The organism is Nitrospinota bacterium (assembly GCA_016208975.1).
In the GTDB taxonomy this organism is placed as follows: Bacteria; Nitrospinota_A; UBA7883; order UBA7883; family JACRLM01; genus JACQXA01.
Genome location: JACQXA010000004.1, coordinates 2,167,325 through 2,193,799 on the forward strand (window position 1 = coordinate 2,167,325; position 26,475 = coordinate 2,193,799).

A 26,475-nucleotide genomic window follows, 5' to 3' on the forward strand; every position below is an offset into this window, starting at 1 on the left:
ATATTATTAAAGTATTGATAAAACAAATAGTTGCAGGTTAAAATAATTTAAAGTTTATCTTTTTGGAAACCGATATATACATTGAGAACCGGGAATGGGACTGAGCGCCAGACCATTCCATGCTCTATAAACTGAAGGGAGGTGAGGGAATTGAAAGTATTCGGCGCGGATCCTAACTATAACCAGGCAAGGGTTGAGGATCTAAAAAAGCGGGATCAGGCGGCGGCGGCCAAGTCGGCAAAGTATGAAAGCGGCGGGGCGGCATCGGCTGAATCCAAAACATCGGCCACAGTAGCCGTATCGGGTTTCGCCAAAGAAGTGTCCAAGGCTGGAACCGAGGTGCGCAACACCCCAGACATCCGCCGGGAGAAGGTGGAAGCCATAAAAGAGAAAATCTCTAAAGGGGAATACTACGTAAGTAGCGAGAAGATAGCCGGGAAGATAATAGACGACATAGTGAAACAGGCCAAGTGACGGAAGTGACGTTATTAAACCACTTGGCCTGCAAGCTATAAAACCGGTTCGTTGCCCTCTTCGCCCGCATTGGGCATCATATTGAAATAAGAGCGGCAGTTCTTATAACCCGCCACGCATTCCAGACAAGACCTTTTAAATCAGTTTGAGTGATCCAAATAAATCTTAGGTTGGGGCAGATCTGCGCGTATGCCCGGTTTGTGATGGTTGCTTCATAAATATGGCTGGATAGGGGCTCCCGCCTGGTGTGGAACGCTAAAAAATTCGAGTCCTGGCCCATACCCTGTAACCTTTTATAAATGGATGCGTCATACGGGGAAAGGCAGGATGGTTGCGTCCTGCCTGCGCACAGGAGATTTAAAGGAGATGATGGAAATGAAGGCGTATATGGAAAAGCTCATGAAAGGCTGTTGTGGCGATGATGGAGCGACGGCGATGGAAAATATGCGGCGGATGATGAAAGAGCGCGGTTGCGCGTGCGGGTCTGGTCCGGCGGAGGGCGAGGACAAAAAACCTGAAACCGGCGAAGTGGATTGTAAAAAAGATAAAACCTGTTGCGCCTAAAGTGGCCGGTTAAAGGGGGGTATAATTATGTTTGGAACATGCGTTGCGGCCTGTGGTTCCTTTTGGTGGGTTCCACTGCTTATATTCGGCCTTATGGCTCTGGCCTGCTTCTTTATGATGAGAAGCGGCAAAATGTGCTGTATGGGCAGGAAGCCCGATTAGCTCTTCTCCACCCGGTAACAGGGGGTTCTGCGGTGACTCGATTAATTGAAGGGCTTAGCCTGGATGACGCGCTTGGCATTTACAAGCCAAGGGTGGCCGGTTTTCTTTCCAAACTGGCGAGCGACCAGGCCGACGTGGACGACCTGACCCAGGAGACTATGCTACGGCTCTCCCGTGGATGGGATAACTTTCGCGGCGATGGCAAGTTGTCCTCCTGGATATTACAGATAGCCTCCAATGTGAGTATCGATTTTTACCGTCGAAGGTCTGTCAGGCCGGTTAACTCGTTGCTGGATGTTGAACTGCTTTCACAGGATGGCGCCGATTTCGTGGAGGCGCCGGTAGAAAAGCGGCAGATGTCCGACTGTGTGATGGCGATGATGGATACTTTGCCGGAGAGCTACGCCAGGGTGTTGGTCCAGCATGACATGGAGGGGTTTAAGTTAAGGGAAATAGCCCAAGGGGAGGGGAGTAGCGTTAACGCCGTTAAGGTTCGGCTTCTTCGAGCGCGAAAACGGTTCAGGAAAATCCTTGAATCCGCCTGTGATTTTTCTAAAAACCGCGACAACGTTTTACTGTGTGAGCCTAAGGAAAAATGCAATTGCGGCGGGTGAGCGCCGAGAGGAAAAATCAATATTCAAAGCCTTACCATAATCCCCCATTTTATAGCGCTTCCCCGGGTCGCCCGACCCCGGTTTTCATTTATGGTTAACGTTACTCAATTTTCACCGGAACGCCTAGCCTGGCCCACTTTCATTGATCCATGAGTAAACACCAGGAATCCGTGGTCGGGCGACCACGGGGAAGCGATATGCACCCCGGGTCTGTCGAAATGTCACCACGAGCTTGTCGAGGGGTGAAGCGCAGGAATCCGTGGTCCGGCGATCACGGGAAGCGGCAGAAAAGATTTAGATGCTCAACGTAGCCTTCCCTTCAACTCCTGTCCGTAAAACAGTCGGTACAACTGTACGCATTTAAGGCACACACCGGTTTTTGGCTCTGGACAATTGTCCTGGAGGTTGTGGTAATAGCATGTAAATAAAGAAGATGCAGTTTTGGCACGCTTGTTGTATTTAATTGGGGCGTGGCCGGATGGAAAGGCGGAAAGGCCGCCCGGCGGATTAGAAAAAAGATAAACGCTACACGATAGCGGATAAAAAGGAGACGAAAAATGGAACACGCAATATACTTCCTGTCATACGCCGCTTTCATAACTGTGTCAGGCGTGGCGATGGCCGTTGCGTATTACATCCGGCACAAGAACGAAGGCGCCCCGATAAACTACAAGCTACTGGCGTATGTGGCCGGTGTCGGCCACCTGATGTGGACCTGCGCCGCCGTCACCGTGTTCGTGTACGAACCGAGCGGGGCCGCCGCCGGGTTCATGACCCTGGCGGTTTCCATATGGCTCAGCGCTGGTCTGGTATGGCAGATGAAGCCGTATCTGAAAGGCATGGAAGAGTCCAGGGCGCTGTAATCCGAATAGCTTCATAATCAACCGGGGGGGGTGTTTATCCCCCGCCGGTTTTTTTTGTTGGAGGGCCCGAGGTGAAACACACCGCGGACAGCAGGGCGCCAGTTGGATACTATCTCGGCACTGCATGTGTCACGCGGCCCTGGAAGGAGCGCATGGGCGCAGGGGGCATTAAATTAGGGCGATGCGGCGATCCGCCCCGCCACGAATTTAATCCGGTCTTCGCTACCCCGCCAGGCGCGCGTCCAGTGCGCGGCGCACGGCGTCCACGTCCGGCGGAAGGTTGATGGGCAGGTTGGAGTGGACGCTTTCCACGTCCGGCAGGCTCCGTTCGTGGTAATCCAGCTTGAATTTCGAGAACTTTAAACCGTGGGCGGTGGACACCACCACCACCTTGTGTTTATTGGTGATAACGCCCTTTTTCACCAGCTTGAATAACGCCGCAAGCGCCACGCCGGTGTGTGGGCAGGTGTACATGCCGGTCCTGTCTCCCCGGGCGCACGCGTCCGCCAGTTCCTGCTCGCTGGCCTGCTCCACTATGCCGTTAAACTGTTTCAATATGTCCACCGCCTTGTGGAGGGAGACTGGCGCGCCTATCTGTATGGCCGATGCGTAGGTTTTTTTGGCCTGGATGGGCTCGTAATTCGTGTAACCGGACTGGTAATACCGGTAAAGCGGATTGGCCATTTCCGCCTGGGCGCAAACTATCCTGGGGCGTTTGGTTATAATGCCCAGCTGTTCCATCAGCAAAAAGCCTTTGCCCAGCGCCGAAACGTTGCCCAGGTTGCCGCCGGGGATTATCACCACGTCGGGCGCCTCCCAGTCAAACTGCTGGGTCATTTCGATGGCAACGGTCTTCTGCCCCTCTATGCGAAGGGAGTTCTTGGAATTGGCCAGGTATATGGTCGGGTCTTTGGCCACCTCCTGCACCACCTTCATGCACCCGTCGAAATCTGTCTCCAGCGAAAGCACCAGCGCCCCGTTGGCGATGGGCTGGATAAGCTGTTCGTTGGAAACCTTGCCCCGGGGCAGGAAAACGATGGACTGGATGCCCGCCGCCGCGCAATAGGCCGCCAGAGCCGCCGAAGTGTCCCCCGTGGAGGCGCAGGCCACGGCGCGGATCTGTTTGCCGTGGTTTATCATGTGCTTGACCATGGAGACCAGCACCGTCATCCCCAGGTCTTTAAACGAGCCGGTATGGCTGTTGCCGCAAAGTTTTATCCAAAGGTCGGGGATGCCTATTTCGGCCCCCAGCCGTTCGGCCCAGAAAAGGTTGCTCTCCCCCTCGTACATGGAGACGATGTCGTTGTTCTCCACCGTGGGGCAAACCCATTCCTTCATCCGCCACACGCCTGAGCCATAGGGCCATTGGCTCCGGCTCCGGCGCTCGTCGAAAATCCTCATCCACTGGGCGGCGGAGGTTTTCGAAAGCTCGTCCATGTCGTGGACAACCTGCAGGAGCGAGCCGCATACCTCACAGTTGTAGATTACGTCGGTAAGATGGTATTTCTTCCGGCACTTGTCGTTAAAACATTCGAACCACGCGCTATAAGCCACGTTATCACTTCCAAATTATGAGGTGGTTTTTGATACAGCTTTGAATTATATTTATCTGTCTTGGTCATTGTCAATTTCGCCGGGCGTGTGGAAACCAAATATATTACTGGATTTTTCGCCGAAGTAATGGTTCCGCGCCCTGTGCGCTCGCTGTTTACCTACTCCGTACCAGCCAGCGTTCAAAGCAAAATAGGGCCCGGCAAGCGGGTTTTGGTTCCGTTTGGAAAACGAAACCTTATAGGCCTTGTGGCTCGCATGACGGATAAAACCCGGGTGACGGGCATAAAACCCATCCTTGACGTTTTGGACGAAACGCCCGTTGCGGGCGCAAACCTTTTAAACCTGGCCATGTGGACCGCCGCCCATTATTACGCCCCGCCGGGCGACATTTTGCCCCTAATAACCCCCAGGGGCGACATGACCGTGGACACCTTCGTGGAGATAGCCGAAGGCTCCACCCCGCCGGAAAGCGATGGGAAAGCCAGCGAGATATACGCCATCCTCAAGGCGCGGGGGGGCGGCAGAAAAGTCCACTTGCTGGCCAAAGACGCGGGCGTCACCGTAACCGGGCTTAAAAAAATTCTTGGCGGCTCCCATGCCCGGCAATGGGTGAAGTTTACCCAAGGGGCCAGAACCTATGGCAAAAGAGCCCGGCAAACCCATGTGGAGCAGGATAAAGATTCCGGGCTGGTGGAACTGACCCCCCAGCAGAAACACGCTGTTGAGGAAGTCTGGAAAGATGTTTCCGCTGGCCGGTTTTTCGTGAGCCTAATCCATGGAGTCACGGGTTCCGGCAAGACCGAGGTTTACGCCCATCTGGCGCGGAGGACGCTGGCCATGGGCGGGTCGGTTCTGGTTCTGGCGCCGGAGATAGCCCTGGCGGACATGCTGGCCGAACGGCTGGAGAGAAGGCTGGGCGTAAAACCAGTGATTATCCATTCAGACATGGCGCCGGGCGAGCGGGACGCGCGGCTGGAGTCGTTGTCCCGCATGGAGGCGGCGCTGGTGGTGGGGGCGCGGAGCGCCGTGTTCGCCCCGGTGAGAAATTTGCGGCTAATCATCGTGGACGAGGAGCACGACCCGTCATACAAACAAGAGAACTCCCCCCGGTATAACGGGCGGGACGTGGCCATAAAGCGCGCCTCGCTGGAAGGGGCGGCGGTGGCGCTTGGGTCGGCCACGCCATCGCTGGAGAGCTATTATCACGCGGTGAATGGCAAATACGGCCTGCTGGAGCTTTCACAACGGATAGACGGGCGGCCCATGCCCAAGGTGGAGATTGTGGAGCCTGCGCCCGGCGCGGCCATGGGGGAGCGGTTGCTGACGGAAATAGGGGAGAGGCTCGCCAAAGGGGAACAATCGCTACTGTTCATCAACCGGCGCGGTTTTTCAAGATATGTCCAATGCCAGCAGTGCGGCCACGTGTATGAGTGCAAGAACTGTTCGGTGAGCCTTGTGCATCACGGCAAGGCGGGCAAACTGGCCTGCCACACCTGCGGATACGAGGAGCCAGCGCCGGACACCTGCGAAAAATGCGGCTCGCCATCGTTCTACCTGGGCGGGCCCGGCTCCGAACGGGTGGAAAAAGATCTGGCCGCGCTATTCCCCACCGCCAGGATAGCCCGGATGGACAGGGACACCACCACAAAAAGACGCGCCGGGGCCGGGATATTGAAAGCCGTGGAAGCAGGGGAGGTGGACATACTCATAGGCACCCAGATGGTAACCAAAGGGCATGATTACCCGTCCATAACCCTGGTGGGCGCCGTGAGCGCGGAGGACACCCTGCGCCTGCCGGATTTCCGCGCGGCGGAACGGACGTTCCAGCTTATCACCCAGGCGGCGGGCCGGGCGGGGCGCGGTGAGAAACCGGGGCTTGTGCTGGTTCAGGCCCATGGTAAACCGGGCCATGCCCTTCTTTGCGCGGCGGAGCACGATTACGCCGCTTTTCTGAACGCCGAGACGCCCTTGCGGCAGATTGTGGGGTATCCCCCATTCGCCCGGATCGCTTTTATAAAAATAGACGCTTCCGGCGAAAGGCGCGGGCTGGAATATCTGGCGAAAATGGCGCAGGTTTTGGAGCGTATTGGCGGGAAAATAGGGGGCATAACAGTGTGGGGCCCGGCCGAATCGGTGATCTTCAAAACCAGGAACCGTTTCAACTGGCGGATCATGTTGAAAGCGCCGAACCACGCCATATTATACGCCGCGCTGGAAATGTATTTCGAGGGGGAGAAAAAGCTGTTCGGCGGAACCGGCGCGGCGGGCGTGAGCGTTACGGTGGACATGGATCCTGTAAGCGCTATGTGATGGATTAATATAATTTTATTTGTTTGAAGGAAAATTATTACAAAATGTGTTAGGATTTTCTTAGAAGCCCCGGTAATACATTTGAAAAGGGGGTATGTGATGAACACTGTCAAGCCCGCCATACGGTCCGCCAAACTGAAAACCTTCAAAGAGCGCCTGCAATACCTCATCGGAGACACCAAGCCTTACGCCTGGTGCAAGCAGGTTGGTATCGAGAAGGGCCTGTTCCAGTATTACTGGCAGAAGGGGAAAATCCCCAAGTACGAAAATCTGCTCAAGATCCGCAACCATACCGGTTGTTCGCTGGATTGGCTCATGTCCGGCGATGGGGACCCTTACCCGGACCGGGTGGAGGATATGGAAGCGGCGGTTAAAAAGCTGACCGGCCATATAGACGATCAGATAGACCGGCTGGAGCGGATGATAGACCGGCTGGCGAAGCTCAAATCCAAAGCGGAAGGGTTGAGGAAACGGCGCTGAAACAGCCTCGCATTGCGGGCTTTAGGGCCGGGCTTGGCTTATAAAGCCCGGTTTTAGAGAACCAGGATACCCAAGAGGATTTTTGCGATCATCCCCTGCACGTTTTCCGTATCGCCGGGTTTTATAACGCAATCGTCCACCATGGTTTCGGGGGAGAGGATGAAGTCCATCTTGTCCTCATGGGCGGTAAGTATCACAAAATATACCTGCGGATAGCCTTTTTTGCCTTTAACCTCTTTGGCCAGTTCCACGCCGGAAATGCCGGGCAACTCCAGGTCGGACACCACGATGTCCGGCTTCCATTCCTTTATGCCGCCGATGGCGTCCTCGGCGCTGTTGGCGCCCTGGACGGTGAAGCCCAGCTTGCTGAATATCTCCTCCAGCATGTTGCGCTGATAAGTGGAATCCGAAACGAAGAGTATCTTCACCGCCTTTGGCTTGAACCCCTTGTCGGAAAGCAGGAAATACACGAACCGCTCCATCTTGTCGATTATGTCCTGGGCGCGGCCCATTTCCCGCTCCAGCCGGTCCGTCTTCACTTTCATGGCTTCATTCAGCGTCACCAGCTCCCGGTTGCGCTCCGCCTCGTCCATATCCCACTTGGAGCGTTTCACCGCCTGCTTTACCAGGTAATAGGCCGACTCCGGCGAGAGCGGCTCCGGTAACAGGCCATAGGCGCCCTCGTTGAAAATCAGGGTCAACAGCGGCGCGGAAAGCTCTTTGCCGGTGATAAAAATGAAACGAAGGGAAGGTTTCTTTATCCGTATGGCCTGCATGGCCTTGATGGAGGCCAGGTCCCCCTCATGGAACCGGGAGATTACCACCCCGCTGGAAAGCTCCGCCATTTTGTCCTGGAAACCGGGGTCGGTTATCTCCACATCAAGCCTGTTTACGGCCTCGCCCCTGCCGGTCAGGATTTTCTCCAGCCCGCCGAAGCTTTCCCCGGGGTCACCGGCCAGAATCACGTCAGACATTTTTTTACGCTCCCGATTGTGCAGGCCGCATGGGCGGCTTTTTAAGTGCGCAGAAGCTCGTATTCCACCACGTCGTAATATTTCATCAGCTTGTCTTCGATGAACTTTTTGACCTTTTCTTCATCCAGAGACGAGGAGAACATCACTTTCAGCTGGTCTGAAATCCCCTGGTTCTCTATTTCCTCGGCGGTGGGCACCGCGCCGAAAATGTGGCCAATCTTGGCTATCCTTTTGAGTATTAGCAGAGCCACCAGGAACGGTTGCTGGTATTTCGGCTTGAACGAAAGGAACACCTGGTAAAGCTGTTTTTCCTCATACCTGTGGGCGAACAGGTTTATCTTCTCCAGCGAGCCTATGTGGAACGTGCGCTGGTGCACGTCCACCGGCTCTTCCACTTTCTTTTCCCTGGGTTTCTTGTATTTGTCTATGTTCTTCAGCAGGGCTTTGTCTATGGCCGGGGCGCGCCCCTCGGCCAGCGCCTGCTTGGCGTTTTTTATGGCGTCGGTGGCGTCGAACAAAATATCTATTATGTCTTCTGATATTTCAAGGGCGCCGGACCGGGCCTGGTCCAGCACCACTTCAACCTCGTGGATGAAGCCGCCCAGCTCCTGAAGGCCCACCATCATCAGGTTTCCCTTCATGGAGTGGAAGTCCCGGAATATCCTGTTGACTATCTCCATGTCGCCGGGATTGCTCTCCAGGGCCAGGATCTGCTCGTCGGCGTCCTTTATCATGTCCTCCAGCTCCACGAAGAACTCTTCGCGGTGGGTGATCTCGCGCCCGATGTCCGACGATAATACCAGCGCGCCGCCCATGGCCACGGTTTCGCCTTCGTGGGGCTCTTCCCCGCCAGCGGCTCTGGATGGGACGGAAACCGGCTCTTCCTCCAGTTGGCGCGCCATGGCCTTTTCCACCTGGATGGCCTCCACCCCGCCGGGCGAGATGCCCCGGGTGCGGTTGATAAGCTCCACCACGTCCACTATCATCCCCATCTTGTTTCCGGACAGGGTGGTGGTGCCGGATATTCCCTGCACGTCGAAAACCTTTGAAAGAGGGGTGAACACCAGTTTCTCCGGCATTAACAGGTCGCTGACCCTCAACGCCATCCGGCCGTTCTTGCCTTCCACAATGACAACGGTTATGTTCTCTTCCGGAGGCAGGGGCGGGTCGTCCAGCAGGTCGTTAAGGTCGAAGAGCGTGACCAGGCTGCCAAGATAGGTTATGGTGCGCGCCCGCTGGAGAGTGGAGTTTGTGCTGGTGAAGGGTATCCTCAGGGTGGATATCACGTTCAGGATGGGTATGGCGAACAGGTTGTTGCCAGCCCTCACGGTGAGACAGTCCAGTATGTTCACCGCCGTGACCTGGGGTATCCGGTAAATGAAGGTGGTTCCAGCGCCCACCTTGGTGTCTATTATCACCTCGCCACCCAGCTCTTCGATGTTGCTCTTCACAACATCCATCCCCACCCCCCGGCCCGATATTTTACTGGCGGAGGTTTTGGTGGAAAGGCCCGGATGGAAAATTAGCGCCAGTTTCTCGTCGCGGGAAAGCGCAGACGAGGCGGATTCCTCCAGCAGACCGCGCCGGACAGCGGCGGCCGCCACCGCTTCCGGGTCTATCCCGCGCCCATCGTCTTTTATCTCCAGAAATATATTGTTCTCTTTCTGGTAGGCCTTCAGCGTAACCTTGGCCATCACCGGCTTGCCCATACGCTGGCGCTCCAGCGGGTCTTCAACGCCGTGGTCTATGCTGTTCCTTATCTGGTGGTTCAACGGGTCGTAAAGTTTTTCGGCGATGGTCTTGTCCACCAGTGTTTCCTCGCCGAAGGTGAGAAAGTCCACCTGCTTGCCGGCGTCCTTGGCCATGTCGCGCACGGGGCGGCGGAACCGCTGGAAGGTGGAGCGGATCTCCACCATGCGGATGTCCATCACCAGGCTGTGCAGGTCCGACGAGGCGCGGCTGGAGGCCACCTCGGTCATCTTGAGCATGTCCATGGAGGTTTTGTCCATCGGCTTGGCCCGGTCGTAGAAATCCTGCAGGCGCCGGTTGGTGGTGGAAATGTTGTTGGAGGTGATTATTACCTCGCCGACAAGGTTTAAGAGGGTGTCCAGATGGCTTATCTTGACCATCATCCGGTCAACAACGCCCTTTTTCCCGCCTGTTTCCGCCGTCTCTTTAGTATCCATCGGTAAGCCTTGTCACCACTTTTTGTAATAGGGCCCGCTCGATTGGTTTGGGTACATAATCGTCGGCGCCCATGCTGATGGCCTTTACAAGATATGTGGCGTCGGTATGGGTGGAAAGCACCACCACGGGGATTTTATTGAGAGTGGGGTGGGTTTTTATCTCGTTGCAAAGCTCCAGCCCGTCCATCACCGGCATTACGATGTCGGTAAAGATAAGGTTGTACTTTTTGCCCTTGGCTTTTTCAAGCCCCTCCAGGCCGTTCTCCGCTTCTTCCACGGCGAACCCAAGCTCTTCCAACAGCTCTCTTAACGTAACGCGCATGCTGTGGTAGTCGTCCACCACCAGCGCGAGCGGTTTTTGCGAGGGCGCGTCACTCATGGGTCATCAAATCTCCGAAGAGGGAAGCTTGCCGCCAGATAAGTTCCATTCCCAATATACCTCCAGGACACAGGGCCACAGGCAGGAAATTTAAACGCCCCTTATAATTTAGAGCTATTATAGTTACGCTTGATGCGTTGTGTCCAAATTTATTTCCGCCTTTCGCCACGGCGCGGGGAGGCGGCGGGAACCATAAATTGAACGGCTGGTACGCGGTTTATTACCGGGAGGTCCTTCTGCTCAAAAGGAAACTCCCGAAGCAGTTGGCATCCATGTCGGTTATGCCGGTCCTTTACGCCGTGGCCTTCGGCTATGGCATGGGCAAGGGCGTGGCGGTGGACGGCCACAGCTACATGGAATTTCTGATGCCCGGGCTTGTGGCCATGGCCAGCATGAACCATTCTTTCGCCATGGCCGGGGAGATAAACATATCCAGGTTCTACTGGAAAATATTCGAGGAGTTCCAGGCCGCCCCCATCAGGAACATAGCCTATGTTGCCGGGGAAGTGGCGGGAGGGGTGACCAGGGGCCTGCTTTCGGCGCTGGTGATACTGGTGATATCGTATCTTTTCGGTGTTCCGCTTTCATGCGGCCCGTGGTTCTGGCTGGCGGTGGCGCTGAACGCTTTTGTGTTCGCCTCGGTGGCGGTGTTCGCCGCCATGACCGTCAGATCCCATTCAGACCAGTCGCTTCTCACAAGTTTTCTCATCACCCCCATGGCTTTCCTCGGGGGCACGGTTTTCCCCATGGACCACCTGCCGGGATGGGCGGGATCCATACTGTCCCTGCTCCCGCTGACCCACGCCTCCAGCGCCATAAGGGCCGCCGCTTTCGGTTTGGGGCCGGAAATAAAATCGCTGGCCCTCATGGCGATATTCGGCGCCGTTTTCTTCGCCATGGCCTTTAAAACCGTGGACAAGGCCCGGCTGTAACCGGCATCCTTTTTTAACAGGGCTTTAATTCGCCCATGGGCGGTTTCCGGATATAGTAAAATGGCTATTTATGCGGCATGGGCCGCCGCGCGGTATTTCCGGTAAAGGCCCGGGTTTGCAACCATAATTCATGAGCGGTTTTGAATGAAGCCAGTTAATCTCCTCATAGGCATACACAACCACCAGCCGGTAGGCAACTTTGGCCACGTTTTCGAAGAGGCTCACGACACTTGCTACCAGCCCCAGCTAAAAGTATTGGCGGAGCACCACGGCATACGCATAGCCATACACCACTCCGGCCCACTGCTGGAGTGGCTGGAAACCCACAGGCCAAAATATTTCGACCTGCTGGGCAAACTTGTGGACCGGGGCCAGGTGGAGATACTCTCCGGCGGGTTTTACGAGCCGATACTGTCCTCCATCCCTGAAGGGGACGCGGTTGGACAGATAGAAATGATGAACGACTACATCAAGCGCCGCTTCGGGTTCGAGCCCAAGGGCATGTGGACCGCCGAAAGGATATGGGACCCGTACCTGCCCCGGATCATTTCTTCCGCCGGGCTCAAGTTCACATTGCTGGACGACACCCATTTTTATTACGCCGGGCTCACCGCCAGCGACATGCACGGCTACTATGTCACCGAAAAACACGGCGCCTCCGTGGCGGTGTTCCCCATAGACAAGACATTGCGTTACAGCATTCCCTTCCGCCTGCCCCACGAGACCATAGACCATATAAAGCGGCTTCGGGAACAGGGCGGCGTAACCGGCGTAACCTATGGCGACGACGGGGAGAAGTTCGGCCTTTGGCCCGAAACATACAAATGGGTGTATGAAGAACGGTGGCTACACAATTTCTACGAGACACTGGAGAAACATCAGGATGTGGTGAACACCTCCTTCTTCTCCCAATATCTGGAGACCCACAAGGCCAGGGGGAGGATTTACCTGCCGCTGGCCTCTTACGAGGAGATGATGGAATGGTCTTTGCCGGTGGAGGCGGGGCTGAAGTTCGAGAGGGTTCTCCACGACCTGGCCGAATCGGGCAAAAAAGAGGAGTGGAAACCGTTCATCCGCGGCGGGTTGTGGGACAACTTTTTGTCCAAATACGACGAGTCGAACCGGATGCACAAGAAAATGATATACGTGTCCGGCAAGGTCGCCGCCGCCATGAAGGGGCTTTCCGGGAAGAAGAAAGACGAGGCCCGAAGGGAACTTTACCAGGGCCAGTGCAACTGCGCTTACTGGCACGGGCTTTTCGGCGGGCTGTACCTTAACTATCTGCGCCATGCTGTTTACCATCACCTGATAAACGCCGAGAGAATAGCGGACGAGGCGCTCCATGGGGATAAAAGCTGGTTACATGTTGAAACCCTGGATTATGATACCGACGGGGCTCCGGAGATAGCTGTTGAGAACCAGCGGATAAGCGCTGTTATAGACCCTGACATGGGCGGGACATTACTGGAGTTTGATTACCGTCCGGCCTCATTCGCCTTGAGCAACACGTTCACCCGGCGGCGGGAGGCGTATCACGAGAAGATAAAAAGCCACGCGGGCGGCTCCGGTGAAAATGCGGACAAGCCGGTGTCCATCCATGACATTGTGCGGTTAAAAGAGCCGGGCCTGGCCGACGCCCTGCATTACGATCCTTCGCCCCGGAGGATTTTTGCCGACCATTTCCTTTCGCCGGAAGTGGGGCTGGAGGATTTCATGCGGGGCCTTTACCAGCCGCTGGGCGATTTCGCCGGGATAGCATACGAGCCCGAAGTTTCCAAGAGCCGGTCGGAGGCCGAAGTGACGCTTACGGGCAATGCCGTTATAACGGTGAAGGGGGAACATGTCCCGGTGACGGTGGTTAAAAAGCTGTCCTTCAACTCGAAGGACGCGGCTATTGACGTTGAGTATGTCGTTAAGAACAAGGGTGGCGCCGCGCTGGATATCATTTTCGGCGTGGAACTTAACCTTACCCTTCTGGCCGGAGACGCCGATGACCGCTACTGGGTGGCCGAAGGGTTAAAGTCTAAACCCAGGCTCAAGGACATCATGAGCCATACCGGCGCCACCATGGCGGGCATGAGGGACGACTGGGCCGGATTCACGGTTTACGCCGAATCGAAAAACCCTTTCGATGTGTGGTGTTTTCCGGTGGAGACTGTATCCCAGTCTGAAGGAGGGTTTGAGCGCACTTATCAGGGGTCGTGCTTGTTCATCCATCACAGGATGGCTATAAAGCCCGGCGGCCGGAGCGGTTTTTCGTTCTCATTAAAGGTGGATGGGGGTAAATGAAGATAATTAAGGCCTCGGGCCCGACATTTGAACGGGCCATGGCGAAGCTGGACGACAGGTTGAACGGAGGCTCGTCCGCCATTGGGGACACGGTATCGGCCATAATCGCGGAGGTGCGGAGGAGGGGAGACGCCGCCCTTGTCGCTTTCAGCAAAAGGTTCGACGGCTCCAATGTAACCCCCACCTCGTTGCGGGTGCTGGAAAAAGAGATGGGCAACGCCACCAGAGTGGCCAACCCGGCGGTGGTAAAAGCCCTCAACGCCGCCGCCAAACGGATAAAGAGCTTCCACCAAAAGCAGGTGGAAAAATCGTGGTCCGTAAACGAAAAGGGTTGTGTGACCGGCCAGGTGATAACGCCGCTTGAATCGGTGGGGGTGTATGTCCCCGGCGGCAAGGCTTGCTACCCCAGCTCGGTTCTGATGAACGTTATTCCCGCCAGGATAGCCGGGGTGAAAAGGGTGGTAATGGTGACCCCGGCCCCGAGAGGCTATTTGAACCCCCACGTGCTGGTGGCGGCGGGAATCGCCGGGGTGGACGAGGTGTGGAAGATAGGCGGGGCGCAAGCGGTGGCGGCGCTGGCCTACGGCACCAAATCCATCAAGCCGGTGGACAAGATAGTGGGGCCCGGCAACGCCTACGTGGCCGAGGCCAAGCGGCAGGTGTTCGGCAAGGTGGATATAGACATGATCGCAGGCCCCAGCGAGATACTGGCGCTGGCCGACGACACGGCCAATCCGGTTCTCGTGGCGGCGGACCTTCTTTCCCAGGCGGAGCATGACGAGAACGCCTATCCCATATTGGTCACAACGTCTGAAAAACTGGCCAAGACCGTGGATAACGAACTTAAAAAACAGGCCGCCAGGCTGGACCGTTCGGCGATAATCGCAAAATGCCTGGCCAGCAACTGTTACGCGTTCGTGGCGAAAAACCTTAACGAGGCTTTCGAAATAAGCAACAGGATAGCGCCGGAACATTTCGAGCTGTTGATAAAAGACGCGGAAAAACACGCGGGCAAGGTGAAAAACGCCGGGGCCATTTTCGTGGGTCCGTGGACGCCGGAAGCTTTAGGCGATTATATGGCCGGGCCCAACCATGTGCTTCCCACGGGCGGGGCGGCGCGGTTCCAGTCGCCGCTGGGCGTGTACGATTTCGTGAAACGCACCAGCCTGCTCAACTTTACGCGAAAGGGATTCGAGGCTTTGGCCCGGGACGTGGTGGCCCTGGCCGAGGAGGAGGGGCTTGGCGCCCACGCCAATGCCGTCAGGCTTCGGATGGAGAGCAAATAACCTTAAAGCCGGTGTGCTAAACTTTTCCCCATGACAACAAGAAAAGAGACCGTCAACCCCGAAGAGCTCATCCGGCCAAGGATAGCCTCCATCGGCGCATACCATGTGGAGCCCTACCCGTGCGAGGTGGCGCTGGACGCCAACGAGTCCCCATACGCCCCGCCGCCGAAACTGGCGGAGCGGATACACAGGGCTATGGGCGCCGTGGCGCTCAACCGCTATCCGGACATGCTGGCCCAAAACCTGAGGGACGCTATCGCCGCCAAGGAAGGGGTGGAGGCGGAGGAAATCCTGTTGGGCAACGGTTCCGATGAGGTTATCCAATGTCTTTGCGCCGCCACGCTGGAGCCGGGGGAAACAGTGTTGGTTCCGTCGCCCACATTCTCCATGTACCGGCAGATAGCCGGATATTTCGGGGCGGACACCGTGGAGGCGCCCCTGCGGGAAGATTGGTCGCTGGACCTGGAGCGCATGCTGGACCTGATGAAAGACCGCGCCCCAAAGATCATTTTCCTGGCCACACCCAATAATCCCACGGGAACCCGGTTCGCCAGGGCGGAGGTGGAGACTGTTATAGAAAACGCGCCCGGTCTTGTGGTTGTGGACGAGGCGTACGTGGATTTCGCGGACTGGTCTTTCGGCCCTCTTTTCCGGCAGGCGCCCAACGTGGTGGTGTTAAAAACCCTCTCCAAGGTGGGGTTTGCGGCATTGCGGCTGGGCTACATGATGGCCGACCACAGGCTTTCCGCGGGCGTTAACAAAACGCGTCTGCCTTATAACATAAACTCCATAACCCAGGCCGTGGCGCGGGAGGTGGTGGAGCATTGGGATTGGCTGAAGCCCCTTTTCGGCATGGTGAAAAAGGAACGCGAAAAAATGTCCGCCGCCCTTAAAAAAACCGGGTGGCTTGCGCCGTATCCGTCGGAGGCCAATTTCATCCTCATGCGTGTGGACAAAGACCCGCAGACGGTTTTTAGCGGATTGCTTACCGATGGGGTGCGTGTCCGGTGGTTCAAGGACTCTTCCAGGCTGTCGGATCATTTCCGAGTGACCGTGGGGACGCCGGAGGAAAACGCGCGGTTCCTTAAGTCGGTGGATGGGATTCGGTGAAGCTTGAAATAAAATGTCCCCAGTGCGGCCATGGGGTGGCGGTGCGGCAAAATCCGTATCTTACGGTGGACATCATCATCGAAGTGGGGGAGAAGATCGTCCTTATCGAGCGGCGCGGCGGCCCGGAAGGGTTCGCCCTGCCCGGCGGGTATGTGGATTACGGCGAAACGGTGGAACAGGCCGCCGCGCGCGAGGCCAAAGAGGAGACCGGGCTGGACGTGACGCTCACCCGCCAGTTCCATGTTTATTCCGACCCGGCCCGGGATCCCCGCCGGCACAACGCCTCGGTGGTGTTCATAGGCAACGCCCAGGGCGTTCCGGTAGGCAGTGACGACGCCAAGAGCGCCGCGCTGTTCTCAAAAGCGGAGATACCACTGGAAAAGCTGGTGTTCGACCATTCGAAGATAATGGGGGATTATCTGGGCGGCAGGTATTAGCGCCTGCCCGCGCAGGGGAAGGTTTTAACCTGCCCTGCGACAATCAATGCCCCAGCTTGGCGCCGCCGCTGACCTCTTCCAACGTAAGGACCTTCTGGTTCTTTGGATCCCACAAAGGCGATATCTCGCGGATGGTGTTTATTATCCTCGGCAGGTGGGTCATCACGTAATCCACGTCGTCCATGGTGTTCTCATGCCCGAAGGAGAACCGCAGGCTTCCATGCACTATCTCGTGGGGAATGCCCATGGAGGTCAGCACGTGGGAAGGCTCCAGCGAGCCGGAACTGCAAGCCGAGCCGGTGGAGATGGATATTCCGGCCATGTCCAGGTTGATTAAAAGCGCCTCTCCCTCCACGCATTCGAAACTCATGTTCAGCGTGCCGGGTGTCCTTTTTTCCCTGTGGCCGTTCACCTTGGTGAAAGGTATGGTCTCCAGAATCCGCCTTTCCAGTTCGTCCCGCAGGATTTTCACGTGGGCGGCGGTTTTCTCCAGCTCCGCCTTGCCTATCCGCACGGCCTCGCCAAAGCTCACGATACCCGCCACGTTCTCCGTACCGGCCCGGATGCCCCGCTCGTGATGCCCGCCATGGGCCAGGGCGTGCATCTTGGTCCCCTTGCGGATATACAAAGCCCCCACGCCTTTTAAGGCGTTCACCTTGTGGCCCGACACCGATAGCAGGTCCACCCCCAATTCGTCCACCGTGAAGGGCACTTTCAGGAAGCTTTGCACCGCGTCGGTGTGCATGGCCACCCCTTTTTCCCTGGCGATTTTGGCGATCTCCGCCACCGGCTGAATGGAGCCAACCTCGTTGTTGGCGCTCATGATGGAAACCAGGATGGTGCTTTCAGTAATGGCTTCCCGGACAGACTCGGGGTTCACCAAGGCCTCGGCGTCCACCGGAACCCGGGTCACCTCATAACCGTTCTTCGAAAGGTATTTGCAAGGCTCCAGCACCGCCGGGTGCTCGATGGTGGAAGTGATTATGTGCCCGCCGCCATGTTTCCGGTTGGCCCACGCGTATCCTTTAACGGCCAGGTTGTCCGACTCGGTGCCGCCGGAGGTGAAAAATATCTCGGATGGCGAGGCGCCCATGGCCCCGGCGACTATCTCGCGGGCTTCCGATATTTTGGCCCGGGCCGCCCGGCCCTGGCTGTGGGCCGACGACGGGTTGCCGAAATTATCCCTTAAGTATGGAAGGATGGCCTCTATCGCCTTCGGATAGACGGGCGTGGTGGCGTTGTTGTCCAGGTAAACCCTGCGAAGACCGCTCATATCATGCTTCTCCAGCTCAATAACGCTTTGGGGTGTTCACACCCGGAGCGATTTTAAAGTTTCATCATCGGCGGCGGCGCATAAAACGGTCCAAGCGCTTTCGCCCCCTTTTTTCCTGTAGTTTATCTTTGTCTCTTTGTCCCGGGTGTCGCAATACCGGGCCGTTATCCTTCCGGCCATCCCTATAACCTCGCGGTCCAGACCGCCTTTGACCACCGTAAGCGGGCCCCGGCCCTCGGCGGAGTAGAACAGGAAGTCCTCGTCGCCAGCCATGCGCATGAGTTTTTCGTTTTCTTCCTCATCGCGGCCAACAATTACCTTGCAACCGGCGGAGAGCCTGAAATGGCGGCCCATGCGCAACAGCCGGGCGTCTTTCACCCCGGCGGACGCGTCGTGGTCCAGCAAGTCCCGCATCCTGTCGGCGAAATGGGGGTCTGTAAGAAGACAGCCGCCGGAGGAGCAGAGGTTCTCGGTCATCCCGAACTCCTCTTTGGCGATGCGCACCTGCTCTTTCCTGCTTCTTCCATGGATGTCCAGCATCAATTCGCGGTCTATCACCCCGTCAAGCTCCGGTTTGGTGGGTGGTAAAAGCTTTGCGCTCAACGGGCGCACCACCAGCCCTGAAAGGCCCGCCTCTTTTTCTATTTGCCGGAGCCTGTCAAACTTCTGGGACATCATCCTCTGGCCCACAACCTCGCCGGTGAAGATGAAAGCGGCGCCTATCTCCTCCATTACCTCTTTGGCCCTGCGGAATATCAATATCCGGCAGTCCACGCACGGGTTGATGTTTTTGCCGTACCCGTGTTTGGGGTTCCGCACCAGGTCTATATACTCCTGCCCCATAAACTCCACCCGCACGGGCATGTTAAGCTCTTCGGCCAGGCGTTTAGCCTCGTTCTTGCATCCGTGGTCTTTCCTGGTGCAGGTGCAGAAAGGGCTCATGAAGTTGAGCACCGTCACCTCGAACCCCAGCTTTTTCATTATGCGCGCGGCCAGTGTGCTGTCCAGCCCACCGGACACCAGCCCCACGGCTTTAACGGCTGTCCCCGCGCCTTGCTCCACCATGGCTGGGGCGCCTGATGCAATCTCCATATCCATATAGCCTGGGCCTTTCAATACATCGCTTCTATATACGCCTGCTGGCGGAGCCGTTCTATCCAGGTGTTCCGTTTCCGCGCGAAAGTCTCACCCATCAGTTTTTCGCGGATTTCGTTTTCCACTTTTTCAAACGCCACGGGTATGGGCTCTTCCTTGTCCGTCACCATGATGATATGCACGCCGAACTGTGTTCGGATAGGCCCGCCAACTTCACCTTTTTTCAACGAAAAGGCGGTTTCCTCGAACACTTGCAGCATCTTCCCCTTGGTGAACCAGCCCAGGTCGCCGCCATTGGCCGCCGCGCCGTCCTCGGAGAGCCGCTTGGCCAGCTCGGCGAAGCTGGCGCCACCCTTCACCTCTTTCAATATGGAGCGGATCTTGAGCTCGGCGTCGGCGGCCTTCTCCGGCGCGGCCTCTTCCGGGGCCAGCGATACTATATGGGAAAGCCTCACCCGCCCAGGCTCTAAAAACTGGCCTTGGTTCCGGCGGTAGTAGCCCAGCGTCTCGTCGTCGGAGATGTTCACGCCGCCGATTTCCATGCCCGTGACCCGCTGGATGAGCATCTGGTTCTTCAGCTTTTCACGGTACTGGGGCATGCTCATCCCCTGGCCCTTTAGCATCTCTTCCAGGAACTCGCTGGTGATGCGGTTGGTGGCCTTTATCTGCTCGATGGTCTGGTCAACCTCGCTTTCCTTTATGACGATGTTGTTCTCTTTGGCGTAGTGGGCGATTATCTTGTCGTCTATCATGCGCCTGAGCAGTTCCGGCTCGGTGATCTTCTCGTCGGCGGCGAAAGGGCCCTGGCCCTTGAAGGATTTGATAAGGGCCATCTGCGCCCGCACGTCGGATAGCAGGATTATCTCGCCGTTGACGTTGGCCACAATCCTGTCCACAGTCTCGGCGCCGGCCGTAACCGGCGTCAATAGCGCAAGCGCCGCAAGGGCTAGCGCGGCGCCAAAGCCTCGGGATATACCGTGACCTGCGCGTTTTTCTTTACGTTCGCCAGCCAATTCGCAAACTCCTCGCCCCGCTTGAGGGACTTAATCATGTCCATTGCTCTTTCCCGCGACTCCGCGTAGCTCATGGCGCGGGGTTTCTCCCTTTTTGCCACCTTGAATATGTGATAACCGTAGGTGGACTTGATAACTTCGGAAATCTCGCCTTCCTTCAGGCCGAACACGGCGCTTTCAAACTCCGGCGGAAGCTGGCCGCGGGAATAATATCCCAGATCGCCCCCCTTCTCCGCATCGGGGCTTTGGGAGCGCTCCTTGGCCATTTTAGCAAAATCGGCGTTCCTTAACAGTTCGTTCCTTATTTCCACAGCCTCCGGCTCGGTCTGGGCCAGTATCTGGTAAACCCTTGCCCGCTCGGGCCACTTGAAGTCGTCAGAATTCTGGTTGAAAAATTCCTTTATCTCCGCCTCGTCCAAGGATATCTTGTCGTCCACTTCCTGCTTGATCAGCTTCATGATCCGCATGCTTTTCTTTAGCCGGTCTTTCCACTCGTCCAGGGTCAGCTTGTTCCCCTCAAGAATCTTGCCCAGGGAATTATCGTCGTATTCGCCGATGAGGGACTTTACCTCCTCGTCCAGCTCGCCACCGCTAACGTCTATACCCTGCCTGTCGGCCTCCCATTCCAGCGCCTGGTCGTCCACAAGATGGTTGAGCAGTGATTTTCTCAGATGGTCCATCTTCTCCTTCGCCTCGTGGCTGTCCAGCCGTAAAATGGCGGAGTAGCGCGCGATCTCGGCGTCCAGCTGGACGGTGGTAATGATCCGGTCGCCAACCCTGGCCACGGGCAACGAGTTTTCGCGGGAGCCGGACTCTTTGGAGTCCGAGCCGGAGCATGCGGCCATGGCACTGGCCATTACCGCCGCAAATAGGATAGTTTTTGTTCGCATAATTTGTTTCCGGGGTCGCGCTTTAGCGCCTCTTCATAAAGGGCGCGGGCGGCCGTTAAATCCTGTCTGTACACTTCCTTCAGCTGGGCCAGGTTGATCCTGGCGTCGTTCCTTTCCGGGTCTTTGCCGATGGCCTCGCTCAACAACCGTTCGGCCTCATGAACATTGCCAAGGCTTAAATGCGCCGCGCCGAGGGCCGAATAAACCGCCGGATTATCCATATCCGCCGCCAAGGGGCCCAATGCCTCCACGGCCAGGCTGTACCGGCCCGTCATTACAAAACGTTCCGCCGCCTGGCCCAGCATTACGGCCAGCTCGCGGCCCGGAACTTTAAATTTTATCACGCTGTCGGTTGCCAGGCTAACGTTTCCGGATAAAACCAGCGATTGCCAAAGGCCGAACGCCGCCGGGGCGTAACCGGGCATAAGCTGTACAGCCTCCGAAAAATCCTGGGCCGCCTCGGCGTGGCGCCCCATGGAAGAAAGTAGGGCGCCCCGGTTGAACCGGGCCCCGAAATGGCCTGGAACCGCCAATATGACCCGGCTGTAAAGCTCGATGGCCTGTTCATGCCTTCCAGCGTCCCGCTCCAGCGCCGCCATGCTTACCAGCCCGTCGGCATGGCCGGGAACCAGCGCCAGAAACCGGGCCAGATATCCGGCCGCCTCATCTTTCCTTCCCAGCTTGTAGCAGGCGTTACCAGCGTAATAAAGGGAATCGGCGTAGGCGTTGTCCAGCCTGAAGGCCTGCAGGAAAGGTTTTACGCAGTCTTCCCACCTCCCTAATTCATGAAGCTGAATCCCCAACTCGTACTGCGCCTTGGCGTCTTCCGGCATTTCCAGCGCCTTGCGGGCGGTAAGCTCAAGGTAGAATTCCTTTTTGGCGCGTAACGCCCCGGGTTCGGCCACCTTGCCGTAGTGATGAATGACCACCCAGGCGATTCCCACGGCCCACCGCGCCTCCGGGTCGTGGCAAATCACGTTTTCATGGATACGCCCCTCCCACCTCACATCGGGCCGGTTGCGGAACAGCCGCAGGGCGAAGTTGTCGGCGTAGCTGTTGTAACCTTTTTCCATTTCGGGATACTGGCCGCTGACGGGGAGCATGTTGTCGTAACCAGGGCCGGGCAGGTAGTGGCGCTGGATGAGCATGTAACCGTCGTTGCGCCCGTTGTCCACGAGGCCGCGGATGGCGTTGAAGTCCGTTTCCGAAATCCGCTCATCGGCGTCCAATGATAAAACCCAGTCCGCCGTCACGTTTTCCAGCGCCAAATTACGCGCCTCGGAAAAATCGTCGTTCCAGGGGATGTGCGCCACCTTTGCCCCGAGGCTTTCGGCCATCCCCGCCGTGCCATCGGTGGAGCCGGTGTCGGCCACCACTATCTCGTCCACCAGGGGCCGGACAGTTTCGATAAGCTCCCGGATGTTCTGGGACTCGTTTTTCACGATCATGCAAAGCGCCAGGCTCATACGGAACTCTCCAGCATGAACAGCAGGAAATCCATTATAGAGGCGAACCGGTTTTTCCACCCGGTCCCGGACAAAACACATTCGGCGGAGGTTTCCGAGGTGAACCGGAACTTGCGTCCACCCTTATACGCGGCGGTGGCCAGTTTTACGGGATCCAGTTTTGTGGATGGGTCGAACACCAGGTACAGCTTGTCCCGGATGAGGTCCACCTTCAACACTTTCAACGTGGCGCAAAGGGCTTTAATGCGCGAGACCGCCAGCAGTTTCTCCACCTCTTCGGGGACGGGGCCGAACCGGTCCGCCAGCTCCACCGCCAGTTCCCGCGCCTGTTCCAGCGACGTGATGGCGTGGATCCTGTTATATACCTCTATCCTGTGGGCAAGGGCGGGGATATATTCCGGAGGAACCCTTCCGGCGACGTTTATGTTCAGGTTCACGTCGAACCTTTCTTCGGAGACCACCCCCTTAAGCTCGTTGATGGCATCCTCCAGCATTTCGCAGTATGTTTCAAACCCTACTGCGTCTATGTTGCCGGACTGTTCCGGGCCCAGAAGGTTCCCCGCTCCGCGAATCTCCATGTCCCGCGCGGCCAGCTTGAACCCGCTCCCCAGTTCCGAAAGCTCCTCTATGGCTTTAAGCCGTTTCTTGGCGATGTCTGTTATCCCTGCCAGCCCCGGGGCCAGGAAATAGGCGAAGGCCCGGTGGCGCGCCCGGCCCACCCGGCCCCGCAACTGGTAAAGCTGGGCCAGCCCGAAATGGTCTGCCCGGTTGATGATGATGGTGTTGGCCGAAGGGATGTCCAGCCCGGACTCGATTATGGTGGTGGCCAGCAATATGTCGAACTGCTTCGCCACGAAGCCCATCATCACCTGTTCCAGCTCGTTTTCGTTCATCTGGCCGTGGGCCACGGCGGTCCTGGCCTCGGGCACGATGCTCCGGAGGTGCTTTTCGAGGCTGTGGATGGATTTCACCTTGTTGTGCACGAAAAACACCTGCCCGCCCCGGTCCATCTCCCTTATCACCGCCTCGCGGATCACAGTGTCCGAGAATTTCACGATGAATGTCTGGATGGACTGCCGGTCCGCCGGGGGGGTCTGTATAACCGAAAGGTCGCGGATGCCCAGCATAGCGGTATGCAATGTGCGGGGTATGGGCGTTGCGGTGAGGGTCAGGGTGTCCACCCCCGAAAAGGCCGAGCGCAGTTTCTCCTTGTGGGCCACGCCAAACCGTTGCTCCTCGTCCACTATCACAAGCCCCAGTTTTTTGAACTTCACGTCCTTTTGCAGTATCCGGTGGGTGCCTATGACGATATCCACCTCGCCCGCCTCCACCTTTTCCAGTATCTCCTTTTGCTCCTTGCGGGACTTGAACCGGCTTAGCGCCTCCACCTTCACCGGGAAGCTTTTAAGACGCTCAGAGAAAGTCTGGAAATGCTGTTGGGTGAGCAGGGTGGTGGGGGCCAGCACGGCCACCTGCCTGCCGTCGTAAACGGCCTTGAAGGCGGCGCGCATGGCCACCTCTGTTTTTCCATAACCCACGTCGCCGCACACCAGCCGGTCCATGGGTTTCTTCTTCTCCATGTCCTCGGCCACGTCGGCGATGGCGGAAAGCTGGTCTTCGGTTTCCTCGTATTCGAACGTGTCGGCGAATTCTTTGTGGAAGTTGTTGTCGTTTGAGAAGGCGAACCCCTCGGAAAGCTCCCGGGCGGCCTGGATCTTGAGCAGTTTTTCGGCCATGTCCATCATGGCCTTTTTCACCTTGGCGCGGGTCTTTTTCCAGGTTGTCCCGCCCATGCGGTCCAAAGGAGGCCTGCCCTCGCCGCCCCCGCTTATATACTTTTTCAGCAGGTGGGAGCCGGCGATGGGAAGCAGGAGCCGCTGGTTTTCGGCGTACTCTATCTCCATGTACTCGTCTTTAACGTCGGCTATCATCTCCTCGCGGGAGCCTATGTACCGGCCCACGCCGTGGTTCTTGTGCACAACGTAATCGCCGGGTTTTATGTCCGCCAGGCCCGCTATGAAGGCTTTCCGGGCCGGGGCGGAGCGCCGTTTTACCTTGATGACCTTGCCGAAAATCTCGTCGTCGGTGACCAGCGCCCATTTGTCGGAAGGGATAATGAAGCCTTCCGGCGCAACCCCGGCGGTGATGAACAGGTTCCCCTCGAACAACGACCGTTGTGGCTCCATGATGTGGGCCACCAGGTTTTCCAGCCCCTCCGGATCCAACCGGCTGGCGCCCATGTCCTCTTCTTTCAAGAGACGGGCCAGCCGCTCCACCCCTCCCGTGGTGGCGGCGGAGATCACCACCGAAAAGCCCTCTGAAAGCATTTTTTTCAGGTCGCCGATGAAATCTTCCACCTTGCCCCGGTACCTTTCCGGAGCACGGGTGGAAACGATGAAAGCGTTTTCCCCTTCTTCGGTCATGGCCAATTCGCCAAGGCTTAGCGCGGCGTTGGCGGTGATCTCTCCATGGAAACCATCTTTGCTTATGAAAAGCGCCTCGGGCTCTAACGCTATGTCGTTGCGGGCGGAGGCCTGGGCGCGTTCCTCTTCGATAAGGGTGTAAAACGCCTCGATATGGGCCTCTATGGCCGAAGGCTCGTCCAGCGCGAAAAGGATGTTTTCCGGCAGGTAGTCCAATACCGTGGCGCTTTCGGGATAGAACAGCGGTAATAGCCGCTCCATCCCGGCGAAAAATTTCCCCTGCGTGAGCGCTTCGCCTATTGCCGCGGCCCGGCCCTGGGACATGCCCCACTGGCGGGCCCGGGCCATGAACACTTCCGATAGCCCCTGCTTGTCCAGCCCCTCGTAGAACACCTCCCGGAAGGGGAACAGGGTTACGCTTTCCAGCTGTTTTATGGAGCGCTGGTTCTCCACGCTGAAATTGCGGATGGAGTCCACCTCGTCTCCGAAAAACTCCAGCCGGGCCGGGTAGGCGCCATGCCCAGGGAATACGTCCACCACCCCGCCCCGCACCGAGTATTCACCACGGTTTTCCACCATGGCCGACCGTTCGTAACCGTAAGCGGAAAGATGGGCCACGAGAAGCTCCAGGTCCATGGAGTCTTTAACGTCTATTCGCAGGACCGCTTTTTTCAAAGCCGCCGGGGGCAAGGTCTTCCTGGCCATGGCTTCCACGGTGGTAACCAATATGGCGCCTTTTGGGTTGCCCATCAGCCGGGCCAGGGTGGAGAGCCTGGCTCCGGACACCTCCGGGTGGGGTGACATTTCCTCGTAGGGGAGTATTTCCCATGGCGGGAAGAGCAGAAGCCCTTCCTCTTGGGGAAGGAAGAACCGCAAAATGTCGAAAAGCTCCTCGGCCCTGGCCGCCTTATCGGCCAACAATACGATGGGCCGTTGGAGCTTTTTGGCCAAGGAGGCGATAAAAAGCCCTTTGGCCGACCGGGTAAGGCCGTTACAGGAAACCAGCCCCCTGTCTCCGGCGGCCAGTTTTTCCAGCACCGATTCGAGGCCGTAAAGGGAGATCATCTAGAACCGTTCGTTCGAGGTTATCAAGAATTTATCATGGCCGGGCGCGAACCCGGTTTAAAACAAAACGCCGGCCCCGGATAAACGGAGCCGGCGCGTAATGCGGATTGGAAGCCGCGCTTAACTGGCCTTGCCGATCTTGTTCCGGGTGTAATTGATAAGCCCACCGGCGGAGATAAGCTCCTGCATGAACGGGGGGATTGGCGTGGCCTGGTAGCTTTTGCCCTTGGTGGCGTTCCTGATTACGCCGGTGGAGAAGTCCACCGAAAGCTCGTCGCCCGTGGCCGCTTCCCGCGCCGCCTCTTCGCACTCCAGTATGGGAAGCCCCATGTTGAAGGCGTTGCGGTAAAAGATGCGCGCGAAGAACGGGGCTACCACGCAGGCCACGCCCGCCGCCTTTATGGCTATGGGGGCGTGTTCCCGCGAGGAGCCGCAACCGAAGTTGTCTCCCGCCACGATTATCTCGCCGGGCTTCACCTGTTTGGCGAACTCCGGATCCGCGTCTTCCATGACGTGCTTTGCCAGCTCCGCCGGGTCGGAAGTGTTCAGGTAACGCGCTGGTATGATCAGGTCTGTGTCTATGTTGTCGCCGAATTTCCAGCACTTGCCGGTAACGCTCATCGTTTAGTCTCCCTT

At 57.3% G+C, this 26,475-nt stretch carries 22 protein-coding genes; 11 read left to right on the forward strand and 11 right to left on the reverse strand.

All coding sequences use genetic code 11. The features are described 5' to 3' along the window. The first annotated feature begins 150 nt into the window (after window positions 1-150). The 4 genes from flgM (at window position 151) to HY751_14125 (ending at window position 2,677) form a co-directional block, all read left to right on the forward strand. On the forward strand, window positions 151-474 hold the full coding sequence (gene flgM, locus HY751_14110; protein ID MBI4667532.1) for a flagellar biosynthesis anti-sigma factor FlgM: 324 nt from the start codon (window positions 151-153) through the stop codon (window positions 472-474). A gap of 327 nt (window positions 475-801) precedes the next feature. Next, a complete protein-coding gene (locus tag HY751_14115) occupies window positions 802-1,038 on the forward strand; it encodes a hypothetical protein (GenBank protein ID MBI4667533.1) in 237 nt (78 codons plus the stop codon). Between the two features lie 194 nt (window positions 1,039-1,232). Next, window positions 1,233-1,814, forward strand: a complete 582-nt coding sequence (locus HY751_14120; GenBank protein ID MBI4667534.1) for an RNA polymerase sigma factor — start codon at window positions 1,233-1,235, stop codon at window positions 1,812-1,814. A 557-nt stretch (window positions 1,815-2,371) separates the two neighbouring features. Next, on the forward strand, window positions 2,372-2,677 hold the full coding sequence (locus HY751_14125) for a hypothetical protein (protein ID MBI4667535.1): 306 nt from the start codon (window positions 2,372-2,374) through the stop codon (window positions 2,675-2,677). A 222-nt stretch (window positions 2,678-2,899) separates the two neighbouring features. Here HY751_14125 and thrC read toward each other — a convergent pair whose 3' ends face one another. Then, window positions 2,900-4,231 carry a threonine synthase gene (gene thrC / locus HY751_14130; GenBank protein MBI4667536.1) on the reverse strand — a complete coding sequence of 444 codons (1,332 nt, stop codon included), beginning with the start codon at window positions 4,229-4,231 and terminating at the stop codon, window positions 2,900-2,902. Window positions 4,232-4,318: 87 nt separating this feature from the next. On the opposite strand from thrC, the gene priA reads away from it, so the two are divergent. Both priA and HY751_14140 read left to right on the forward strand, forming a co-directional pair. Then, the gene (gene priA / locus HY751_14135; protein MBI4667537.1) at window positions 4,319-6,541 is read left to right on the forward strand and encodes a primosomal protein N'; all 2,223 of its coding nucleotides are present in this window, start codon (window positions 4,319-4,321) and stop codon (window positions 6,539-6,541) included. A 99-nt stretch (window positions 6,542-6,640) separates the two neighbouring features. After that, the gene (locus HY751_14140) at window positions 6,641-7,021 is read left to right on the forward strand and encodes a hypothetical protein (protein ID MBI4667538.1); all 381 of its coding nucleotides are present in this window, start codon (window positions 6,641-6,643) and stop codon (window positions 7,019-7,021) included. Between the two features lie 53 nt (window positions 7,022-7,074). Here HY751_14140 and HY751_14145 read toward each other — a convergent pair whose 3' ends face one another. The 3 genes from HY751_14145 to HY751_14155 are packed head-to-tail and all read right to left on the reverse strand — an operon-like array spanning window position 7,075 to window position 10,560. After that, entirely contained in the window at window positions 7,075-7,995 is a 921-nt protein-coding gene (locus HY751_14145) for a response regulator (GenBank protein MBI4667539.1), read from the reverse strand. A 41-nt stretch (window positions 7,996-8,036) separates the two neighbouring features. Further along, a complete protein-coding gene (locus HY751_14150) occupies window positions 8,037-10,181 on the reverse strand; it encodes a chemotaxis protein CheW (GenBank protein MBI4667540.1) in 2,145 nt (714 codons plus the stop codon). After that, complete coding sequence (locus tag HY751_14155; protein ID MBI4667541.1) at window positions 10,171-10,560, reverse strand: response regulator; 390 nt, start codon at window positions 10,558-10,560, stop codon at window positions 10,171-10,173. The genes HY751_14150 and HY751_14155 overlap by 11 nt, the downstream gene beginning before the upstream one ends. A 197-nt stretch (window positions 10,561-10,757) precedes the next feature. Between HY751_14155 and HY751_14160 the strand changes: the two genes are divergently transcribed. The 5 genes from HY751_14160 to HY751_14180 all read left to right on the forward strand — a co-directional run bounded on the left by HY751_14160 (window position 10,758) and on the right by HY751_14180 (window position 16,614). Continuing rightward, on the forward strand, window positions 10,758-11,492 hold the full coding sequence (locus HY751_14160; protein ID MBI4667542.1) for an ABC transporter permease: 735 nt from the start codon (window positions 10,758-10,760) through the stop codon (window positions 11,490-11,492). Window positions 11,493-11,636: 144 nt separating this feature from the next. After that, window positions 11,637-13,781: a DUF1926 domain-containing protein gene (locus tag HY751_14165; protein ID MBI4667543.1), complete on the forward strand. Its 2,145-nt coding sequence runs from the start codon at window positions 11,637-11,639 to the stop codon at window positions 13,779-13,781. Beyond that, window positions 13,778-15,067 carry a histidinol dehydrogenase gene (gene hisD / locus HY751_14170; protein ID MBI4667544.1) on the forward strand — a complete coding sequence of 430 codons (1,290 nt, stop codon included), beginning with the start codon at window positions 13,778-13,780 and terminating at the stop codon, window positions 15,065-15,067. The genes HY751_14165 and hisD overlap by 4 nt, the downstream gene beginning before the upstream one ends. 30 nt (window positions 15,068-15,097) lie before the next feature. Beyond that, on the forward strand, window positions 15,098-16,177 hold the full coding sequence (gene hisC / locus HY751_14175; GenBank protein ID MBI4667545.1) for a histidinol-phosphate transaminase: 1,080 nt from the start codon (window positions 15,098-15,100) through the stop codon (window positions 16,175-16,177). After that, the gene (locus HY751_14180) at window positions 16,174-16,614 is read left to right on the forward strand and encodes an NUDIX hydrolase (protein ID MBI4667546.1); all 441 of its coding nucleotides are present in this window, start codon (window positions 16,174-16,176) and stop codon (window positions 16,612-16,614) included. Before hisC ends, HY751_14180 begins: the two co-directional genes overlap by 4 nt. 43 nt (window positions 16,615-16,657) lie before the next feature. Here HY751_14180 and nifS read toward each other — a convergent pair whose 3' ends face one another. From nifS to leuD, 7 genes are all read right to left on the reverse strand, one after another. Then, window positions 16,658-17,887: a cysteine desulfurase NifS gene (gene nifS / locus HY751_14185; GenBank protein ID MBI4667547.1), complete on the reverse strand. Its 1,230-nt coding sequence runs from the start codon at window positions 17,885-17,887 to the stop codon at window positions 16,658-16,660. A 36-nt stretch (window positions 17,888-17,923) separates the two neighbouring features. After that, window positions 17,924-18,979, reverse strand: a complete 1,056-nt coding sequence (locus HY751_14190; GenBank protein ID MBI4667548.1) for a hypothetical protein — start codon at window positions 18,977-18,979, stop codon at window positions 17,924-17,926. A 20-nt stretch (window positions 18,980-18,999) separates the two neighbouring features. Then, window positions 19,000-19,995, reverse strand: a complete 996-nt coding sequence (locus tag HY751_14195; GenBank protein ID MBI4667549.1) for a peptidylprolyl isomerase — start codon at window positions 19,993-19,995, stop codon at window positions 19,000-19,002. Further along, window positions 19,929-20,852 carry a peptidylprolyl isomerase gene (locus HY751_14200; GenBank protein MBI4667550.1) on the reverse strand — a complete coding sequence of 308 codons (924 nt, stop codon included), beginning with the start codon at window positions 20,850-20,852 and terminating at the stop codon, window positions 19,929-19,931. The genes HY751_14195 and HY751_14200 overlap by 67 nt, the downstream gene beginning before the upstream one ends. Next, window positions 20,852-22,351 (reverse strand): tetratricopeptide repeat protein, encoded by a 1,500-nt coding sequence (locus HY751_14205; protein ID MBI4667551.1) that lies wholly within the window; start codon window positions 22,349-22,351, stop codon window positions 20,852-20,854. The genes HY751_14200 and HY751_14205 overlap by 1 nt, the downstream gene beginning before the upstream one ends. Continuing rightward, a complete protein-coding gene (gene mfd, locus HY751_14210) occupies window positions 22,348-25,839 on the reverse strand; it encodes a transcription-repair coupling factor (protein MBI4667552.1) in 3,492 nt (1,163 codons plus the stop codon). Before mfd ends, HY751_14205 begins: the two co-directional genes overlap by 4 nt. A 120-nt stretch (window positions 25,840-25,959) precedes the next feature. Further along, on the reverse strand, window positions 25,960-26,460 hold the full coding sequence (leuD, locus tag HY751_14215; protein ID MBI4667553.1) for a 3-isopropylmalate dehydratase small subunit: 501 nt from the start codon (window positions 26,458-26,460) through the stop codon (window positions 25,960-25,962). Window positions 26,461-26,475: the final 15 nt, after the last annotated feature.

What these genes read in the sequence shown, in the direction of transcription:
- HY751_14205 (MBI4667551.1), bottom strand. Translation starts at nt 22,351, where the DNA reads ATGAGCCTGGCGCTTTGCATGATCGTGAAAAACGAGTCCCAGAACATC.
- leuD (MBI4667553.1), bottom strand. Translation starts at nt 26,460, where the DNA reads ATGAGCGTTACCGGCAAGTGCTGGAAATTCGGCGACAACATAGACACA.
- hisC (MBI4667545.1), top strand. Translation starts at nt 15,098, where the DNA reads ATGACAACAAGAAAAGAGACCGTCAACCCCGAAGAGCTCATCCGGCCA.
- HY751_14165 (MBI4667543.1), top strand. Translation starts at nt 11,637, where the DNA reads ATGAAGCCAGTTAATCTCCTCATAGGCATACACAACCACCAGCCGGTA.
- HY751_14200 (MBI4667550.1), bottom strand. Translation starts at nt 20,852, where the DNA reads ATGGCCAGTGCCATGGCCGCATGCTCCGGCTCGGACTCCAAAGAGTCC.
- HY751_14125 (MBI4667535.1), top strand. Translation starts at nt 2,372, where the DNA reads ATGGAACACGCAATATACTTCCTGTCATACGCCGCTTTCATAACTGTG.
- HY751_14140 (MBI4667538.1), top strand. Translation starts at nt 6,641, where the DNA reads ATGAACACTGTCAAGCCCGCCATACGGTCCGCCAAACTGAAAACCTTC.
- HY751_14155 (MBI4667541.1), bottom strand. Translation starts at nt 10,560, where the DNA reads ATGAGTGACGCGCCCTCGCAAAAACCGCTCGCGCTGGTGGTGGACGAC.
- hisD (MBI4667544.1), top strand. Translation starts at nt 13,778, where the DNA reads ATGAAGATAATTAAGGCCTCGGGCCCGACATTTGAACGGGCCATGGCG.
- nifS (MBI4667547.1), bottom strand. Translation starts at nt 17,887, where the DNA reads ATGAGCGGTCTTCGCAGGGTTTACCTGGACAACAACGCCACCACGCCC.
- mfd (MBI4667552.1), bottom strand. Translation starts at nt 25,839, where the DNA reads ATGATCTCCCTTTACGGCCTCGAATCGGTGCTGGAAAAACTGGCCGCC.
- HY751_14145 (MBI4667539.1), bottom strand. Translation starts at nt 7,995, where the DNA reads ATGTCTGACGTGATTCTGGCCGGTGACCCCGGGGAAAGCTTCGGCGGG.
- HY751_14190 (MBI4667548.1), bottom strand. Translation starts at nt 18,979, where the DNA reads ATGGAGATTGCATCAGGCGCCCCAGCCATGGTGGAGCAAGGCGCGGGG.
- HY751_14115 (MBI4667533.1), top strand. Translation starts at nt 802, where the DNA reads ATGGTTGCGTCCTGCCTGCGCACAGGAGATTTAAAGGAGATGATGGAA.
- HY751_14150 (MBI4667540.1), bottom strand. Translation starts at nt 10,181, where the DNA reads ATGGATACTAAAGAGACGGCGGAAACAGGCGGGAAAAAGGGCGTTGTT.